Source organism: Lysinibacillus sp. KCTC 33748 (assembly GCF_002237755.1).
In the GTDB taxonomy this organism is placed as follows: domain Bacteria; phylum Bacillota; class Bacilli; order Bacillales_A; family Planococcaceae; genus Lysinibacillus.
The window spans coordinates 57439-71153 of the sequence record NZ_MWSJ01000008.1 but is presented as its reverse complement, the minus strand read 5'-3'; the positions used below and the strand labels follow the sequence as shown (position 1 = coordinate 71153).

The window sequence follows — 13715 nt, the reverse complement described above, 5'->3', positions numbered from 1 at the left end:
CCAGTAGAATTGCATTTAGAATTTTTGTAATATTGGCTAAACGATTAGCTTATAGTTTTCTTTAAATTGAATAAAATAAGTAGAGTACTAAAAGATAGGAGGCAGTCGACTTGAAGAAGTTTTCAATCGGCTATCGTACATTAAAAACGGCATTTGGTGCAGCACTCGCTATTGCCATTGCCCAATACTTTGAATTAGCTTCTTATGCATCTGCTGGTATTCTAACAATATTATGTGTACAGCCAACGAAGAAAAAATCTCTTCATGCTGCTTATACACGATTTGTCGCAAGTATTATCGCAATGATTTATGCATTTTTGAGCTTTGAGCTATTTTCCTATCATCCACTTGCATTAGCAGGTATGCTACTAATTTTTATACCAACAATTGTGTCATTAAGGGTAGCGGATGGATTTGTCTCTAGTGCAGTTATTATCATGCATATATATGCAGCTAAAAGCTTTTCATTAGCGCTTGTTTATAATGAATTCGCATTAATGGCAATTGGTTATGGTACGGGAATAGCTATAAATATGTATATGCCAGACATTCAAAAGGAATTAAATTACTATCGAGTTAAAATTGAGGAACTTTACAGTAAGATCTTTTTAGAAATTGCCAACTATTTAAGAGAAGGCGATACATTGTGGGATGGGCAGGAAATTATTGAAGCGATTAAAGTATTGAATAGTGCAAAATCCCTAGCGTTTAAAGATGTTGAAAATCATTTTACGAGACGAGAAAATGACTACTACGTGTATTTTGATATGCGTGAACAGCAGTTAGAAATTATTGATAGAGTTCTTCCTAAAATAACGGCACTTCCTGTTATAGTACAAGAGGCTGATATCGTTGCTGACTTTTTACAAGACCTTGGTGAACATGTTCATTCAGGAAATACGGCTAGTCATTTTAGAGAAAAATTAGAGCAAGTAAAGATGGATTTCGCCCAATTACCATTGCCGAAAAATCATGAGCAATTTTTAGCGCAAGCGGCACTTTATCAATTTATTGAGGAAATGGATCGATATTTAGAAATAAAGCAGTCTTTTAAGGGGTTAAAGGTAAAGAAAAAGCGCCCGCAGTAATGCGGACGCCTAGCCTTTCATTACACTATCATCGATAAGCCGAATGCTAGAGATGAAATTACCATGATCGCGACCATAGTATAAACTACGATTTTTTGAAATTTTTTATTACTCATATGCTCGTTCGCTCCTTCTTTTCTTATAAATAGTTTAGCAAATCTGAAAAATTTCTCAAGTAGTAGAGTTTTGACGAAAAAGTCTGTAAAATAGATTATGTACCATAACAGAAGGAGATGTCACCATGGAGAAAGTAGATCATATTGGGATTGCGGTCCGAAATCTTGATGAACGCATTACATATTATACAGAAACTTTAGGCTTAAAGTTGCTAAAAGTGGAAGAAGTAGAATCGCAACAGGTTCGTGTTGCATTCATAGATGCGGGAAATATAAAAATTGAGTTATTAGAACCGATGAGTGAAAAAAGTACTATTCATGGATTCATCGAAAAACGTGGAGAAGGTATTCACCATGTAGCTTTCGGTGTAACGGGGATTCGTGAGCGTATGGCTGAGCTTCGTGAAAAAGGTGTACGTCTTTTATCAGAAGAGCCAGGACCAGGAGCTGGTGGTGCAGAGGTTGCTTTCATGCACCCGAAATCATCTTTCGGTGTGTTATATGAATTATGCGATAAAAGTGGAAAAGGGGATAAGTGATCAGTATGGATATGTTCGACAAAATTAATGAGTTGTATGACCGTAAGACAGTGATTGAACTTGGTGGCGGCTATGAGCGCATCGAGAAGCAACATGATAAAGGTAAATTAACTGCTCGTGAGCGTATTGAATTATTACTAGACGAAGGTACATTTTTCGAGATCAACCCATTCATTACACACCGTACAGTAGACTTCGGCATGGACAAGATGGAAGGGCCTGGTGACGGAGTAGTAACTGGTTTCGGTAAAATTAATGGACGTCCAGTATACTTATTCTCTCAAGACTTCACAGTATTTGGTGGAGCGCTTGGTGAAATGCACGCTAAAAAAATGGCAACAGTAATGGATCTAGCAGCAAAAAATGGTACACCATTTATCGGTATTAATGATTCAGGTGGTGCTCGTATTCAAGAGGGCGTACTTTCACTTGATGGTTATGGTCATATTTTCTATCGTAATGCAATCTACTCTGGGGTAATTCCACAAATCTCAGTTATCATGGGACCATGTGCTGGTGGGGCGGTATATTCTCCAGCAATTACAGACTTCATTCTAATGGTTGATAAAACATCTCAAATGTTTATTACAGGACCTAAAGTTATCGAAACGGTTACTGGTGAAAAAATCTCTGCTGAAGATTTAGGTGGTTCTAAAGTAAACAACGCTATAAGTGGTAACGCACACTTCCGCGCACCTTCTGAAGAAACAGCGATTGATCAAATTAAGAAACTATTAAGCTACTTACCACAAAATAATAAAGAAAAAGCTCCACGCCAGGCACGTCCAGAGGGTGACGACTATCGTCCAGAAATCGTGGATACGATACCAATCGAAACAACTCGACCTTATGATGTTCGTAAAGTAGTCGAGCAAATCGTGGACGCAGATTCATTTATGGAAGTGCATTCAGAATTTGCGAAAAACGTAGTAGTTGGTTTTGCGCGTATTGCTGGTGAATCAGTTGGTCTTGTATGTAACCAACCTAAAGTATTAGCTGGTGGTTTAGATATTGATTCTTCAGACAAGGCTGCTCGTTTCATTCGTACTTGTGATGCTTACAATATACCAATCATCACATTTGAAGACGTTTCTGGTTTCTTCCCAGGCGTTAAACAAGAGCATGGTGGTATTATCCGTCACGGAGCGAAAATCCTTTATGCATACTCAGAAGCAACTGTACCAAAAATTACAGTGATTCTACGTAAAGCATACGGTGGTGCCTACGTTGCGCTTAACTCTAAATCAATTGGGGCTGATTTAGTATTTGCTTGGCCTAACGCAGAAATTGCTGTTATGGGTGCGGCAGGTGCAGCTAATATTATCTTCGCGCGTGAAATTGCCAAATCAGAAGATCCAGAAGCAACACGTGCAGCGAAAATTGAAGAATATAAAGAGAAATTCGCAAACCCATACGTTGCGGCATCTCGCGGTATGGTAGACGATGTTATCGATCCACGTGATACGCGTATTAAGCTAATTCAAGGGCTAGATATGTTAGCGAACAAACACGAAACACGTCCAGAGAAAAAGCACGGAAACATTCCTCTATAACAATTGTACAAGCCTAGTGTCCATTCGGATTGCTAGGCTTTTTTTGACTTATACTAACTTTAAATAATAAAAGATAAATTATAAATAACAGATAATTGAAACATATTTTGATTTCATTCGTACATATATGTAATAGGAGTTGAGATGAATGGAATGGAAACAATTACAAAAAGAGCAAGGAATAATACATGCACAATTAAGGACTGCCAGTAGATTAAGTGAACAAAAGGTTTTAATTGAACAGCAAATCGGGCATGCCCAACAGGAAATTGACAAACATTCTAAAGCACTCAATCAAATTCGTTTAAGACTCGATAAGTTAGAAGGCTTTTCTTTTATGAATATGATTCGTACGTGGGCAGGGCAACAAGATGAGCTACGTGCAGAAAAAATTGATAAAGCAGCTATTCTTGAATTAAAAATAAATGAAGCAAAGAAGATGGATGTTGATTTGGCGCATGATTTGGGGCAAATAAACACCAAGCTTTCTCAAATTAATGAAAAAGAGTTACAAGAAGCTTTAAGCCAATTAAATGCTAAAAAGAAAGGCTACTTACAAATCCATGAGCCTGAACAGGCAAAAAGGCTTGAACAATTAGCACATGAGGAAATGCATACGAAACAACTACTGATAGAGATAAAGGAAGCAGAAGCGGCTGGTGAAACAGCACTTACTGAGCTTGGACAAGCAGCAGAGTCCTTACATTCCGCTAATGGATATTCAACTTGGGATACGTTTTTTGGTGGAGGATTCTTTGTTACGCATTTAAAACATGATGCACTGGATAAGACCGAAAATTATCTTCACAATGCTCAAATTGCGTTACAACGCTTCCATAACGAACTGCTAGATGTACATGATATGTCAACGAAATCCTTACAAGTTGATACAGATGGATTCGTGAAATTTGCGGACTATTTCTTTGATGATATTTTTTCGGCTTGGTCTGTCCATTCTAAAATATCCACTGCAAGAGATCAGGTTTCTCGTGTACAAGATGATGTACATAATACAATTTTGCGTTTACAGGATAAACATAACAAGGCAGATGATTATTTGAAGTCTCTGCAAAAAGAAAAAGAAGCGATCTTTTAAAACGTAGATATAAAGTAAACTGTGAAAAGATTTTCCCTATTTCTAACGGGTTCGGTTGATTGGGAGAAAAACACTAAAAGTGAAGTTAATAACAACCTCAATGACACTTATTTTAACAGTAATTTAGTAACATAAACGACAGATAAAAACGCTCAGTAATTTGAGCGTTTTTTTGTGTAAAGCCCCCGTTTGACTACGCCGAAGGTTATTAAGTATCACCGTAGTATTCTGCAAAATGTAAAAAGCCAAATTTCCTCACAAGAAAGTTTCTTAATTCGCCATGAGTAGCTTTTTCTATTGGAGGGTTTGTTAGGGAGTATGCTTTGGCATTTAATTCGGCAAATTTTTCTTTATCTACTTCATTATGTTCTTTATCTTCAATAATTCCTGAAGAAATTGCGGCCTTTGGATAACCCATAAAAAATATATGTGTTCTTAATGCCATACTGGGTGTTGAATGTAACAATATAATTACAACCAACAAAGAAACAATAATTATAACTTTTTTCTTCAAGTCGCTACTCTCCCCAATAAAAGTTAATAATCTATAAAATATTTTAATGTAATTTTCTGTTAAATGTAAAAAGTTTACTTAAAAAGCTAACTATCTAGATAAATTATATTTTTAAAATTTTGGTGATATCTATTCGTCTTCCTGAGGTGAGCAGTGTGAATTCTTCATGAATGGTTCTGATCTGTACGTTTTGAAGATAACGAAAACTTGATTTGTCATGTTTGTCATCTAACCGTCCAGTCCAAATTTGTTCAGTCGTTTTTGTTTACGTTAAGTGCTACTTTCCTTTCAATCTGAAAAAAGGTGCTTCCATAATTATCAGTACTTTTACCTCTATATAATTTGCGAATCGAATAAAGCGGGTATTTGCAGCCATCAATTGAAAAACAATGTAATCGTTTTATTTTCCCAAACGCAGCAGTATGCTAAAATATAGAAGATAACTATGACGTGGAAAAACACGTAAACTAAGGGAGTCCTACAACATGACAAGTCGTTTAGTAGAAGAGTTTTTTGAGCTCGTACAAATCGATTCAGAAACAAAATATGAACAAGTGATTGCGCCGGTTTTAGTCGACAAACTAACAGCGCTTGGTTTTACAGTAGAACAAGATGATGCACATACTAGAAACGGGCATGGAGCAGGTAATATACTTGCTACGCTAAAAGGTTCATTAGATATCGAACCAATTTATTTTACTTCTCATATGGATACAGTTGTCCCAGGTAAAGGGATTAAACCATCTCTTCGTGAAGATGGCTATATTGTTTCAGATGGTACAACTATTTTAGGTGCTGATGACAAAGCTGGTATCGCTGCATTATTTGAAATGGCTAAACGCTTAAAAGAGCAAAATATTGAACACGGTGATATTGAATTTATTATTACAGCTGGCGAGGAAAGTGGCCTTGTTGGCGCTAAAGAGTTAGATCCATCTAAAATTAAGGCGAAATATGGCTTTGCGGTAGACAGTGATGGCAAAGTAGGGGGAATTGTCACAGCAGCTCCATTCCAAGCGAAAGTTTCCGTTAAAATAATTGGTAAAACAGCGCACGCAGGTGTTGCTCCAGAAAAAGGAATTTCAGCGATTACGGTTGCTTCTAAATGTATTGCAAAAATGAAGCTAGGTCGATTAGATGAAGAAACAACAGCAAATATTGGTCGCTTTGAGGGTGGTCAGGCAACAAATATTGTGTGTGATGAAGTAACGATTCTTGCAGAAGCTCGTTCAATCGACAAAGCGAAGTTAGATGCACAGACTCAGCATATGCAGGAGACGTTTGAGCAAGTTGCTGCTTCATTAGGAGCAAAGGCAGAGGTTGAAGTAAAGCTAATGTATCCTGGATTCCGTGTAACAGAATCAGATAAAGTTGTTCAAGTAGCGATTGCAGCTGCACAGAACATCGATCGTACACCAAAGCTAGGTATTTCAGGCGGAGGTTCCGATGCTAATGTTATTGCAGGCTTTGGCATCCCTACAGTCAATCTTTCTGTTGGATACGAGGACATTCATACAACAAATGAAAAGATCCCAGTAGAAGAATTAGAAAAATTAGCAGATTTACTTGTTGAAATCGTAAAAGAGTCTGCGAGAAAATAACAACAGAATCGAAGGATGTGACCGTATGGAAAGTGTGAAGGCAGTAGTTTTTGCTTGTGGTACAGAGGAATATGCAGTGCCTGTGGAGCAAGCGATTTCGATTGAAAAGTTAGAGCAAGTAACACCGATTCCTCATTTGCCTAATTATCTTCTAGGTTTCACAAGAATTCGTGGCGAGCTTGTGCCAGTGCTTGATTTTGAGCGTATTCTTTATAATCGTTCCTCTAATGCTGCAACAGCACGTATTATTGTGTTGAACACGGATGTTGTGAATTATGGATTACTTGTCACAGAAGCTCGTGAAATTCTTGATTTTGATGAGTCGGTATTAAAACAGATGGGACTAGTCAATTATTCAAAAACACGCTACTTTACAGCTGTGGCAAATCTAGAAAATCGTATGATTACTTACGTTGACCCGAAAATTCTTGTGAATTCATTAGAAGGTATTCGTGAAATAATTAATTATTTGCACAAAATGCTTGAAAATGAAAAAGAAAACGTAGAGGCTTGAGTTTTTATTAAAGCTAAAAATTAATTCAATAATACACATCAAAGTTGATGTTCTAGACAGAATTACAAATATGTGATTCTGTCTCTTTTTTTAACTTCTTTCTGCGAATGTCTTGAAGTTCATTACCAAAACAAAGGTGGTTTCCGTTCCGACAGTTACTGAGGGTGGAAGATATGCCGTGCTCTTAGTCTGAGGTCCTCTATTTACAGAAGATATCTTTCGTAAATAAATAATAAATTTGGGAGGTATTCCTCACATGGATTCAAAGAAAAAGGAAACACCAGAAGAGAAAAGAGAGAATTTAAGAAAAAGTGAATGGGTTGGAAAGAAATGCTAGTATTAATTTTAGTGTTATTTATAGGATACATTACGTACAAATTGTTTTTCAGTTAAAGGAATATTTATAGATAATCTCTTCTACGTTTATATGCTGATATAGTAAAAATAACCTGTGTTCTTTTTTTCTAGTTGAAAGTTGTTATTAAAATTTATGCGTATTACCTACAGACATCTCCGTTTTATCGTCGTATTATGTAAAGGAAGAAAACTACTGTAAAAGGCAAACTTCACCGAAAGGGAAGGACGCAAAGCCGTGAGTCTAAACACTATTTTTAGTGCATGATCGTCAGGTTGCCAGGTTCTGTTCTATGAGCCTCGGCAAATAGAATGGAGATGTGATTATATGGTAAGTCGTTCACTATCAAAAACATTTATTGTTTTTATAGTAACAATTGTAAGTATGCTAGGATTAACAATGGGAAAGGTAGACGCAAAGTTCATGCAAGATAAGGCTACTTGGTTATGGGATACGACAAAGATTGTCGAAGATGAATCAGGGGCACTCTCATTTTTAGAAGGCAAACAAGTAAAGAAATTATATTTACAAATTAATAGTGATATAGCAAGTGACGATTACAAAAGTTTTATCAATAAAGCTACGACAAAAGGTATAAAAGTATATGCGCTAGATGGTTCAGCAAGCTGGGTATCAGCAGATGGCTATAAAATGCAGGATCAGCTGTTTGATTGGATACAATCATATAATGAAAATGCAGCAGCAACAGAGCGATTTTCTGGAGTTCATCTCGATGTAGAGCCTTACTTAAATAGTGGTTGGAGCTCGAACCAAGAAAAAACGATTGAATCCTATCAAGCGCTCCTCACTAGAGCCAAAGGGAATACAGAGCAATTACAATTGCCTTTAGAAGCAGATATGCCATTTTGGTTTGACGAAGTTTCATATAATAACCAATTTGGTTCTGGTTTATTAGCGGACTGGGTTATTGACCAAGTGGAAAGTGTTTCAATAATGGCTTATCGAGATTCTGCTAAAGACATTATTAAAATTGTTGAACATGAAATAAACTATGCCAAAAAAGTAAATAAATCAATTGTTATTGGTGTGGAAACTGGGGCTTCTGATGAAGGGAAAAATATTACCTTCTATGATAATGGAGAAGCCTATATGAATAAACAGTTAGCACAAGTACATAAACAGTATGCCAATAAAACGAGCTATAATGGTTTTGCCATTCATTATGTTGATAGTTGGATGAATATGAAGCCGTAAAAAATCCTCTCCAGCGATAAGTTGGAGAGGATTTTCTTTGATATTATGAAAGTCGACCGCTATAGTCTTCAAATTTAAATTTACGAATGACTTTAATGCCTTCTTCATCGTTATAAGAAACGATGGATGGAAGGTTTACACCATTAAACATATGATTTTTCACCATTGAGTAATGCGCCATATCTGTAAATACTAGACGATCGCCTGGTTGTAAAGGTTGTTCAAATGAATAATCGCCAATTACATCACCTGCAAGACAAGTAAGCCCGCCTAAGCGATATGTGTGAGCTAGCTCATTTGGTTGACCTGAACCGATAATCATTGGGCGGTATGGCATTTCTAGAACGTCTGGCATATGGCAAGTTGCCGATGTATCTAAAATTGCTAAGTCCATACCGTTTTTCTGTATATCAAGGACAGTTGCTACTAAATAACCTGTATTAAGTGCAACAGCTTCGCCTGGCTCTAAATATACGAGAAGGTTATACTTGTCTTGAATGTAATTAATAATATTCACAAGCTTTTCTACATCATAATCCTCACGAGTAATATGGTGACCTCCACCAAAGTTTAACCATTTCATTTGATGTAAGACATCACCAAATTTTTCTTCGACAACTTGTATAATACGCTCTAACGTATCTGAGTTTTGCTCACACATCGCATGGAAGTGTAAGCCATCAATACCGTCAAGCTGTGACTTGTCGAAGTTGGCTAAAGTTGTGCCAAGACGAGAATTCGTGTAGCAAGGGTCGTAAAGTGCTGTTTCAATTTCAGAGTACTCAGGATTGATACGAATACCACATTCAATTGTTTTACCGGACGATTTTACTTTGTCCTTATACTGGTTCCATTGGTTAAAGGAATTAAACACAATATGATCAACATAGCCAAGTAGCTCGTCCATTTCATGCTCCACGTATGCTGGTGCATAAACGTGAACTTCTTTGCCCATTTTTTCATAGCCAAGTTGCGCTTCAAATAATGAGCTAGACGTAATCCCTGCTAAATATTCCCCCACTAAAGGGAATGTTGAATGCATAGAAAACCCTTTTAAGGCAAGTAAAATACGGCAGCCTGTTCGATCTTGAATCGATTTTAAAAGTTCTAGATTTTTTGTTAATAATCGTTCATCCACTACGTAAGAAGGGGACGGAACTTTTGAGAAATCAATTGGCTTCATCGACTTAATTCCTTTTCATCTAACTCTAGGTCAAGTAATTCTGGGTTATGGCTTTCTTGCCATGGTAGACCCCATTTATTTAGTGCATCCATGAATGGATCTGGATTGAAATCTTCGACATTCCAAACGCCAGGTTTACGCCATTGACCGTTCATCACAAGCATTGCACCAATCATTGCTGGTACACCAGTTGTATAGGAAATTGCCTGTGAACCAACTTCGTTATAGCATTCTTCGTGGTCACATACATTGTAAACATAATAAGTTTTTTCCTTACCATCTTTTAGACCGCGAATAATACAACCGATGTTAGTTTTTCCTTTTGTACGTGGTCCTAGTGATGCTGGATCAGGTAGTACAGCTTTAAGGAAATGAATTGGTTGAATCATTTGTCCTTCAAATTCGATAGGCTCGATAGAAGTCATACCAACATTCTCTAATACTTTTAAGTGAGTTAAGTATTTTTCAGAGAATGTCATCCAGAAACGGATTTGCTTTAAGCCTTTAATGTTTTTAGCAAGTGATTCTAGTTCTTCATGGTATAAAAGGTAAATATCTTTTGGTCCGATTTCTGGTAAGTTATAAACCTCTTTTTTCTCAAGTGGTGCAGTTTCAACCCACTCGCCTTCTTTCCAGTAACGACCATTCGCTGTAATTTCACGAATGTTGATTTCTGGGTTGAAGTTTGTTGCGAAATGGTAACCGTGATCACCAGCATTTGCATCCACAATATCAATATAGTGAATTTCATCAAATTCATGTTTTTGTGCATGAGCTGTGAAAACGCCCGTTACGCCTGGATCAAAACCGCTACCAAGTAAAGCAGTTAAGCCAGCTTTTTCGAACTTCTCTTTATAAGCCCATTGCCATTTATATTCAAATTTTGCCGTTTCAGGTGGCTCGTAGTTTGCAGTATCCACATAGTGTACACCCGTCGCTAAGCAAGCATCCATAATCGTTAAGTCTTGATAAGGTAGTGCCACATTAATAACAACTTCTGGTCCAAAGGCTTTAATAAGCTCAATAACCTCTTCCGTATTGTCTGCGTCTACCTGTGCAGTATGAATCTTTGTTTTTCCGCCTTCTAGTTTTTCTTTTAGAGCGTCACATTTTGAAACAGTTCTACTTGCGATACAAATCTCCTCAAATACGTCCGAATTTTGAACACACTTGTGTACCACAACACTGGCTACTCCGCCAGCTCCTATAATCAATGCTTTACCCAATTGTCTACCCCCAAGTTCAAATTAGTATTGTCAAACAAGCTGATTATACAGAAAATTGAATTACTACTCAATCATTCTTTTTAAATTTTCTACAAAATTTTTTATATTTCAACAATAATTAGTCGTATTCAGAGGGGAATACCACAAAAAAAGAAGCTTTTCATGAAAAAAATCCCTAAACTACTAATGTAGAGAAGGGGAAAATTTCTTCAACGGGCGTTTTTAAAAATAGGATTACATAATTTAAAATCACCCGACTTATTTAGAAAAACGATTAGAAATTTGTTGTTTTTCATCCCCCCATAAATAAAAAAAGATTAGTAGTGATGTGCTTAAGAACCCCATCACAAGGGCATATGTGCTGAGGGCAACATCCACTTGACTTTGCATAGCATAAATGAAAATAACTCCTAGTGTTAACAAGTTTCCGATAATAATCGATACAAAATGCAATCGTCTATTCAAAGTAAGCCCTCCTAATTACAGTTTACATACCCTCAAAAATGAAAATACACTTCAATTATCTCATAATTCAGAACTTTATCCAACCCCATTTCATTTATCGTAATTTAAAACATAAATCTAATAGAACTAAAAAACAGGAACTTATCCCTAATTTTGGGATGACGTTTGTTAAGACGTATGCTAAATAAATTGATTGGGGTGAATACTGGACGCCCCCAGGAAAGCGCCCAGTCGGAAAGGAAATCAACCTTCGTTATGTGATGGGCCACAAAAAAATAATAGATACTGAATAAGTCGTAAATTAAAAGAATTGTAGAAAAATTATTGCTATTTAGTTTGTTTTAGATTTAAAGATGGTAAAATACCTGTAAGACTTTTCTTTTGGTGAAGGTGAGGATTTAAATAGTGATCAAACAATTTGATGAGCAAGTCCAACAAATAAATGAATTATTTTTAAACGGTCATGTAAAAGAAAGCTATCAATTAGCGAAAGCACTTTTAGCTAATAGTGCGTTTACAGAACATGAATCATGTCCAACAATTCAACAGCACGTTGCGTTGTTGGAAGCGAACGGATTTGCAAATATGCCTATTTCTACTGCTGAAAAAGTAAAGCAAAGTGTTGAACGAACAGATGGCTCTTATCCAGAACGTGATGTACTCGCTGCATACATAGGAAGTGAGGATGAAAAGCAATTTGGTAAAGTAGTAGATGATTTGTTGGCTGGATCGGCAGAGGCACAAGCGAATGCTTACTATACAATGGCCGAATATTTTGTTCTTGCTAAGGAGCATGACAAAGCACTTGTGCAATATGCGGAAGCGATAAAACTCCAACCAAATAAAGCTCTTTACTGGGGAGCATTCGCACAGTTTTTGAACCGCAATGAAGGCAGTCCGTACTTGGCACTACGTCTTATTGAAGAAGCAATTCAGCTAGATAGTATGAACCCTCGCTGGTACTATATTCAAGGGAATATTTTTTTACAGCTTGTTTCAGCTACGAAAAATTTAAGCTATTTACCTGCGCTAGAAGAAGCTTGGGAAAAGGCTAAAAAACGTTGCTCAAATAAACAGGCTTCATTAAAAGTGGACATTGCGAAATCCAATGACGTGCTGTCGCAATGGAAAAAACAAATGTTATAAGAGGGATGAGAAGGGAAGTTGTCCTAAAATTTGCATGCTAAAAAAATAGATTTATTGAAGTAAAGGTACAATTCAAGCCTGTTAGTTGGATTTACTGTAACGGGTGGGGAAGTGATTATTAAATATCAATAGAAATAGCGTAATTAGATAATAAACAAGGTAGAGATTGATCATGAAACCTTTGCCTTGTTTATTATTATTTGATTGAATCATATCAAATATGTCTTCTGATGAAAGTTCCAACATCTTAATTTTATGTTCGAAAGCTTTCTGAATATTTTAATGCAAGTTGCGTTCGGGAAGTTACTTGAAATTTTCGATACAGATTTTGCAGATGCTTCTTTACTGTATTTTCACTGACATATAAAAACCTAGCAATTTCTGCATTTTTAAAGCCCTTACATAAATATAGTAGCAACTCTTTTTCACGTTGTGTAATTTGCAATGATTCGCCAGGCTGAACATATTGATGTAATAAATAAACATTTTCAATCATCCGCTTTACATATGATAGCTTTTGACTATCCTTCTCTGTAAATGGAAGTTCCCCTTCTTTTCGTAAAAAGCCAATAGCAGCTGTTGGCTTTTGCTGATTATACAGGTACATAACCATTTCATCGATAAAATCATTTTTTTGTAAAAAGCGCTCAACATAATATAGCTTTTTCTTCTTCGATATTGCTTCATTTCGTTGCATTAATTGAATATCGGGTTGGTTTTGCATATTCACTGGGTGTAAAGGATCATAATATTTATATTCATGTAAATAATTTTGTATCGTATATGTCTCTACATTGAAACAGACAGGCTGTTCATTTAACTCCCCATCTGCTACTTCCCAAAATATAGCATGTTCATATTGAAAACATTCACTCAATACTTGCAACATACTCAATTTAAAGTCTCCACTTGTTTGTTGCATATTCAAATTCGAAATCCTAAACGTTGTTTCTAATAAAAACTCCACCTCTTTTTGCTCATACAAAATAATTCCTCCTTTTCTCTATTAAACTCATATATTCTCGTTCGAAACAAATTATCCTTTTGGGTAATATCGATTTTTTTTATTTCAATTTAAGATGGAATTGTAAGTCAAAATTTTAA

The 13715-nt window shown here is 36.2% G+C and carries 15 protein-coding genes and 1 riboswitch; of the genes, 9 read left to right on the top strand and 6 right to left on the bottom strand.

All coding sequences use genetic code 11. The annotated features are described in order from the left end of the window. Positions 1 to 110: 110 nt before the first annotated feature. Positions 111 to 1088: an aromatic acid exporter family protein gene (locus tag B1B04_RS12365; RefSeq protein ID WP_079561758.1), complete on the top strand. Its 978-nt coding sequence runs from the start codon at positions 111 to 113 to the stop codon at positions 1086 to 1088. 20 nt (positions 1089 to 1108) lie between these two features. On the opposite strand, the gene prli42 is transcribed toward B1B04_RS12365, so the two are convergent. Continuing rightward, entirely contained in the window at positions 1109 to 1204 is a 96-nt protein-coding gene (gene prli42, locus B1B04_RS26450) for a stressosome-associated protein Prli42 (RefSeq protein WP_170938970.1), read from the bottom strand. Between the two features lie 125 nt (positions 1205 to 1329). Between prli42 and mce the strand changes: the two genes are divergently transcribed. From mce to B1B04_RS12350, 3 genes are all read left to right on the top strand, one after another. Continuing rightward, entirely contained in the window at positions 1330 to 1743 is a 414-nt protein-coding gene (gene mce / locus B1B04_RS12360; RefSeq protein ID WP_079561757.1) for a methylmalonyl-CoA epimerase, read from the top strand. A 5-nt stretch (positions 1744 to 1748) separates the two neighbouring features. After that, the gene (locus B1B04_RS12355; RefSeq protein WP_079561756.1) at positions 1749 to 3296 is read left to right on the top strand and encodes an acyl-CoA carboxylase subunit beta; all 1548 of its coding nucleotides are present in this window, start codon (positions 1749 to 1751) and stop codon (positions 3294 to 3296) included. A 148-nt stretch (positions 3297 to 3444) separates the two neighbouring features. Continuing rightward, positions 3445 to 4392: a coiled-coil domain-containing protein gene (locus B1B04_RS12350; protein WP_079561755.1), complete on the top strand. Its 948-nt coding sequence runs from the start codon at positions 3445 to 3447 to the stop codon at positions 4390 to 4392. A 208-nt stretch (positions 4393 to 4600) separates the two neighbouring features. Here the strand turns inward: B1B04_RS12350 and B1B04_RS12345 are convergent, their stop codons facing one another. Further along, positions 4601 to 4906, bottom strand: coding sequence for a hypothetical protein (locus tag B1B04_RS12345; protein ID WP_079561754.1), 306 nt, complete (start codon positions 4904 to 4906; stop codon positions 4601 to 4603). A gap of 485 nt (positions 4907 to 5391) precedes the next feature. Between B1B04_RS12345 and B1B04_RS12340 the strand changes: the two genes are divergently transcribed. The 4 genes from B1B04_RS12340 (at position 5392) to B1B04_RS12330 (ending at position 8591) form a co-directional block, all read left to right on the top strand. Continuing rightward, positions 5392 to 6507: a M20/M25/M40 family metallo-hydrolase gene (locus B1B04_RS12340; protein ID WP_079561753.1), complete on the top strand. Its 1116-nt coding sequence runs from the start codon at positions 5392 to 5394 to the stop codon at positions 6505 to 6507. Between the two features lie 25 nt (positions 6508 to 6532). Next, entirely contained in the window at positions 6533 to 7021 is a 489-nt protein-coding gene (locus B1B04_RS12335) for a chemotaxis protein CheW (protein ID WP_053483746.1), read from the top strand. A 315-nt stretch (positions 7022 to 7336) separates the two neighbouring features. After that, positions 7337 to 7414 (top strand): DUF6366 family protein, encoded by a 78-nt coding sequence (locus tag B1B04_RS26710; RefSeq protein WP_368483750.1) that lies wholly within the window; start codon positions 7337 to 7339, stop codon positions 7412 to 7414. A gap of 155 nt (positions 7415 to 7569) precedes the next feature. After that, positions 7570 to 7659: riboswitch (cyclic di-GMP riboswitch) on the top strand. 44 nt (positions 7660 to 7703) lie between these two features. Continuing rightward, positions 7704 to 8591 (top strand): amidase, encoded by an 888-nt coding sequence (locus B1B04_RS12330; RefSeq protein WP_079561752.1) that lies wholly within the window; start codon positions 7704 to 7706, stop codon positions 8589 to 8591. Positions 8592 to 8634: 43 nt separating this feature from the next. On the opposite strand, the gene nspC is transcribed toward B1B04_RS12330, so the two are convergent. The 3 genes from nspC to B1B04_RS12315 form a co-directional block, all read right to left on the bottom strand. Further along, complete coding sequence (gene nspC / locus B1B04_RS12325) at positions 8635 to 9774, bottom strand: carboxynorspermidine decarboxylase (RefSeq protein ID WP_079561751.1); 1140 nt, start codon at positions 9772 to 9774, stop codon at positions 8635 to 8637. Next, positions 9771 to 11000, bottom strand: a complete 1230-nt coding sequence (locus B1B04_RS12320) for a saccharopine dehydrogenase family protein (protein ID WP_079561750.1) — start codon at positions 10998 to 11000, stop codon at positions 9771 to 9773. Before B1B04_RS12320 ends, nspC begins: the two co-directional genes overlap by 4 nt. A 258-nt stretch (positions 11001 to 11258) precedes the next feature. Beyond that, complete coding sequence (locus tag B1B04_RS12315; protein WP_079561749.1) at positions 11259 to 11465, bottom strand: hypothetical protein; 207 nt, start codon at positions 11463 to 11465, stop codon at positions 11259 to 11261. A 405-nt stretch (positions 11466 to 11870) separates the two neighbouring features. Between B1B04_RS12315 and B1B04_RS12310 the strand changes: the two genes are divergently transcribed. Continuing rightward, entirely contained in the window at positions 11871 to 12611 is a 741-nt protein-coding gene (locus B1B04_RS12310; protein WP_240518284.1) for a tetratricopeptide repeat protein, read from the top strand. Between the two features lie 253 nt (positions 12612 to 12864). Here B1B04_RS12310 and B1B04_RS12305 read toward each other — a convergent pair whose 3' ends face one another. Continuing rightward, on the bottom strand, positions 12865 to 13596 hold the full coding sequence (locus B1B04_RS12305; RefSeq protein ID WP_079561747.1) for a response regulator transcription factor: 732 nt from the start codon (positions 13594 to 13596) through the stop codon (positions 12865 to 12867). Between the last annotated feature and the right edge of the window lie 119 nt (positions 13597 to 13715).

What these genes read in the sequence shown, in the direction of transcription:
- prli42 (WP_170938970.1), bottom strand. Translation starts at nt 1,204, where the DNA reads ATGAGTAATAAAAAATTTCAAAAAATCGTAGTTTATACTATGGTCGCG.
- mce (WP_079561757.1), top strand. Translation starts at nt 1,330, where the DNA reads ATGGAGAAAGTAGATCATATTGGGATTGCGGTCCGAAATCTTGATGAA.
- B1B04_RS12355 (WP_079561756.1), top strand. Translation starts at nt 1,749, where the DNA reads ATGGATATGTTCGACAAAATTAATGAGTTGTATGACCGTAAGACAGTG.
- B1B04_RS12350 (WP_079561755.1), top strand. Translation starts at nt 3,445, where the DNA reads ATGGAATGGAAACAATTACAAAAAGAGCAAGGAATAATACATGCACAA.
- B1B04_RS12340 (WP_079561753.1), top strand. Translation starts at nt 5,392, where the DNA reads ATGACAAGTCGTTTAGTAGAAGAGTTTTTTGAGCTCGTACAAATCGAT.
- B1B04_RS12335 (WP_053483746.1), top strand. Translation starts at nt 6,533, where the DNA reads ATGGAAAGTGTGAAGGCAGTAGTTTTTGCTTGTGGTACAGAGGAATAT.
- B1B04_RS26710 (WP_368483750.1), top strand. Translation starts at nt 7,337, where the DNA reads ATGGGTTGGAAAGAAATGCTAGTATTAATTTTAGTGTTATTTATAGGA.
- B1B04_RS12330 (WP_079561752.1), top strand. Translation starts at nt 7,704, where the DNA reads ATGGTAAGTCGTTCACTATCAAAAACATTTATTGTTTTTATAGTAACA.
- nspC (WP_079561751.1), bottom strand. Translation starts at nt 9,774, where the DNA reads ATGAAGCCAATTGATTTCTCAAAAGTTCCGTCCCCTTCTTACGTAGTG.